Annotated in this window: 3 protein-coding genes; 2 read left to right on the plus strand and 1 reads right to left on the minus strand. The window is 68.1% G+C overall.

The window, feature by feature from the left end; genetic code table 11:
- Positions 1-144 precede the first annotated feature (144 nt).
- Positions 145-651, minus strand: coding sequence for a DUF3293 domain-containing protein (locus tag CSC76_RS18745; protein WP_162111474.1), 507 nt, complete (start codon positions 649-651; stop codon positions 145-147).
- A 70-nt stretch (positions 652-721) separates the two neighbouring features.
- Between CSC76_RS18745 and CSC76_RS18750 the strand changes: the two genes are divergently transcribed.
- Together CSC76_RS18750 and CSC76_RS18755 are read left to right on the plus strand one after the other, a co-directional pair.
- Positions 722-1,873 (plus strand): pyridoxal phosphate-dependent aminotransferase, encoded by a 1,152-nt coding sequence (locus tag CSC76_RS18750; RefSeq protein ID WP_162111475.1) that lies wholly within the window; start codon positions 722-724, stop codon positions 1,871-1,873.
- 177 nt (positions 1,874-2,050) lie between these two features.
- The gene (locus CSC76_RS18755; RefSeq protein WP_162111476.1) at positions 2,051-2,848 is read left to right on the plus strand and encodes an amidohydrolase; all 798 of its coding nucleotides are present in this window, start codon (positions 2,051-2,053) and stop codon (positions 2,846-2,848) included.
- Positions 2,849-2,903: the final 55 nt, after the last annotated feature.

Genomic DNA, 2,903 nt, shown 5'->3' on the forward strand with positions numbered 1-2,903 from the left:
GGGGGGGGGGGCGCGCCGGCCTGCGCGCCGGCCGTTCCCGGAGGGGAGGCTGGGGTGTCCTGAGGGCTCAGCCGCCCATTCTAAACGGAGCCGCCGACCCGGCCGCCTGCGACAGACGGTCGCGCCCCCGGCCGTGTCGCCACGTCAGCCCACCCAGTCGATATACGGATCGTCGCCGGCCTCGGCCGGGCGGGGCCACATCATCCGCAGGCGGACGGGTTCGCCCGTGCTCCAGCAGAGCGTGCCGCCCTGGCCGAACTCCCGTGCCAGGGCGTCGGCCTGCGCCAGGGTGGCGTCCAGGACCAGACAACCGTACTCGACCATGCCGCCGCGGTTGTCGCAGCCCAGTGCCGGATGCAGCGACAGTCCCAGCGCCTGCACGCGCGCCTCCAGCCGGGCCTGGGCGGCATCGTTGTCGGCGCGCGGGGTTTCGCCCGGCGGCGGATTCCAGGCGGTGATGAACAGATAGCGGTCGGCCATGACCTGGCGCTCGATCTCCGGCGCGGTCAGGCCCGTACAGAACAGCCATTCCTTGCGGCCGAGGGTAACGAAGTAGTGCGCTGCGGCCCAGGCGGCGGCCAGCCGCGCGCGCTCGGATTCGGGCACGTCCCCGTTTGCGGCGCCGTCGGCAGGAACGCTGTGTTCGGCCATGGCCGCATCATCGCGCGTAACGCCGAGCGCGTACACTCCGTGCTCCCCTCCGCCGAGTACCTGAACCGGGATGTTCCAGCCGCAGACCAAGCTGCCCAAGGTGGGCACCACCATCTTCACCGTGATGTCGCAGCTCGCCGCCGAGCACGGCGCGGTCAACCTGGGGCAGGGCTTTCCGGATTTCGCGGTGCCGCAGCGCCTGGTGGACGAACTGGACCGCGCCATGCGCGCCGGCCACAACCAGTACGCGCCGATGACGGGCGTGGCGCCGCTGCGCCAGGCCATCGCCGAGAAGGTGCTGCGCTGCTATGGCCGCGAGGTGGACCCGGACACCGAGATCACCGTGACCAGCGGCGCCACCGAGGCGCTGTTCAACGCGATCCACGCGGTGGTGCGCCCGGGCGAAGAGGTCATCGTGCTGGACCCGGCCTACGACAGCTACGAACCGGCCATCGACCTGGCCGGCGCGCGCGCCGTGCACGTGCCGCTGGATCCGCAGACCTTCGCGGTGGACTGGGACCGCGTGCGCGCGGCCGTCACGCCGAAGACGCGCCTGCTGATCGTCAACAGCCCGCACAACCCCTCCGGCGCGATGTTCGACCAAGCCGACATCCGCGCGCTGGCCGCGCTGCTGGACGGCACCGGCATCTACCTGATCTCCGACGAGGTGTACGAGCACATCGTGTTCGACGGCCGCCGCCACGAATCCATCCTGCGCTATCCGGAACTGGCCGCGCGCGCGTTCGTGGTCTCCAGCTTCGGCAAGACCTACCACTGCACCGGCTGGAAGATCGGCTACGCCATCGCGCCGCCGGCACTGAGCGCGGAGTTCCGCAAGGTGCACCAGTACAACGTGTTCTGCACGTTCGCACCGGCCCAGCACGCCTTCGCCGCGATGATCCGGCAGGAACCGGAGCACTACGAACAGCTGGGCGCGTTCTATCAGGAGAAGCGCGACCGCTTCCGCGAACAGTTGCGGGGGACGAAGTTCAAGCCGCTGCCGGTGCCGGGCGGTTACTTCCAGCTGGTGGATTATTCCGCGGTCAGCCACCTGCCCGATGCCGAGTTCGTGAAGTGGCTGACCGTCGAGCACGGCGTGACCGCGATCCCGCTGTCGCCGTTCTACGAAACGCCGCCGGCCGGCCAGCGCCTGGCGCGGCTGTGTTTCGCCAAGAACGAGGCGACGCTGGATGCGGCGATCGCGCGGTTGAAAGCGCTGTAATGATTCGTCATTCCGGCGGCTTTCAACAGCCGAGTGGCTGTTCAAGCCGGAATCCATCTGGCTTTTGCTCCAAGTTCCGAGAAACGGCAAAGCCCATGGATCCCAGCGTTCGCTGGGATGACGTCGGAACCATTGTGCGGTCGTCGTCATGCTGATGGCGGCCTGGAGACAGAACCCATGCAGGACCTCCGCATTTCCCTCGTCCAGGGCGAGACGCGCTGGCACGACCCGGCGGGCAACCGCGACTACTACGGTGGCCTGATCGCGCCGCTGGCCGGGCAGACCGATCTGGTGATCCTGCCGGAGACGTTCACCAGCGGATTCAGCAACGAGGCCATCGACCAGGCCGAGGGCATGGACGGTGCCACGGTGGCGTGGATCCGCGAACAGGCGGCAACGCTGGGCGCGGCGGTGCCCGGCAGCGTGCAGCTGCGAACGGCGGAGGGCGTGTTCAACCGCCTGTTGTTCGCGACGCCCGATGGCGATCTGCAGTACTACGACAAGCGTCATCTGTTCCGTTACGCCAACGAGCACCAACGCTATGCTGCGGGCCGTGATCGGCTGACGGTGGAGTGGAAAGGCTGGCGCATCAATCCACTGGTCTGCTATGACCTGCGCTTTCCGGTGTTCGCGCGCAACCGCTATGACGTGGAGCGTGCGGGGCAACTCGATTTCGACCTGCAGCTGTTCGTCGCGAACTGGCCGGCGCCGCGCGCATATGCATGGAAGACGCTGCTGCGGGCGCGTGCGATTGAGAATCTCTGCTACGTGGCGGCGGTCAATCGCGCGGGCACGGATGGCAATGGGCACGTCTACAGCGGCGACAGTGCGGTGATCGATTTCCTGGGGCAGCCGGTGGTGGAGTTGCCGGCGGGCGAGGGGGTGGTGACGTCGACGATCTCGGCAAAAGCGCTGGTGGCGCATCGGGAAAAGTTCCCGGCGATGCTGGATGCGGATCGGTTCGAGTTGCGCTGAATCCCGCCTTTGAAGCCCCTCTTCCACCGGCGACCGAAGGAGGTCTCTGTGGGGG

Origin of the sequence: Pseudoxanthomonas mexicana (genome assembly GCF_010093385.1) — a bacterium.
Classification (GTDB): Bacteria; Pseudomonadota; Gammaproteobacteria; order Xanthomonadales; family Xanthomonadaceae; genus Pseudoxanthomonas_A; species Pseudoxanthomonas_A mexicana.

What these genes read in the sequence shown, in the direction of transcription:
- CSC76_RS18755 (WP_162111476.1), top strand. Translation starts at nt 2,051, where the DNA reads ATGCAGGACCTCCGCATTTCCCTCGTCCAGGGCGAGACGCGCTGGCAC.
- CSC76_RS18750 (WP_162111475.1), top strand. Translation starts at nt 722, where the DNA reads ATGTTCCAGCCGCAGACCAAGCTGCCCAAGGTGGGCACCACCATCTTC.
- CSC76_RS18745 (WP_162111474.1), bottom strand. Translation starts at nt 651, where the DNA reads ATGGCCGAACACAGCGTTCCTGCCGACGGCGCCGCAAACGGGGACGTG.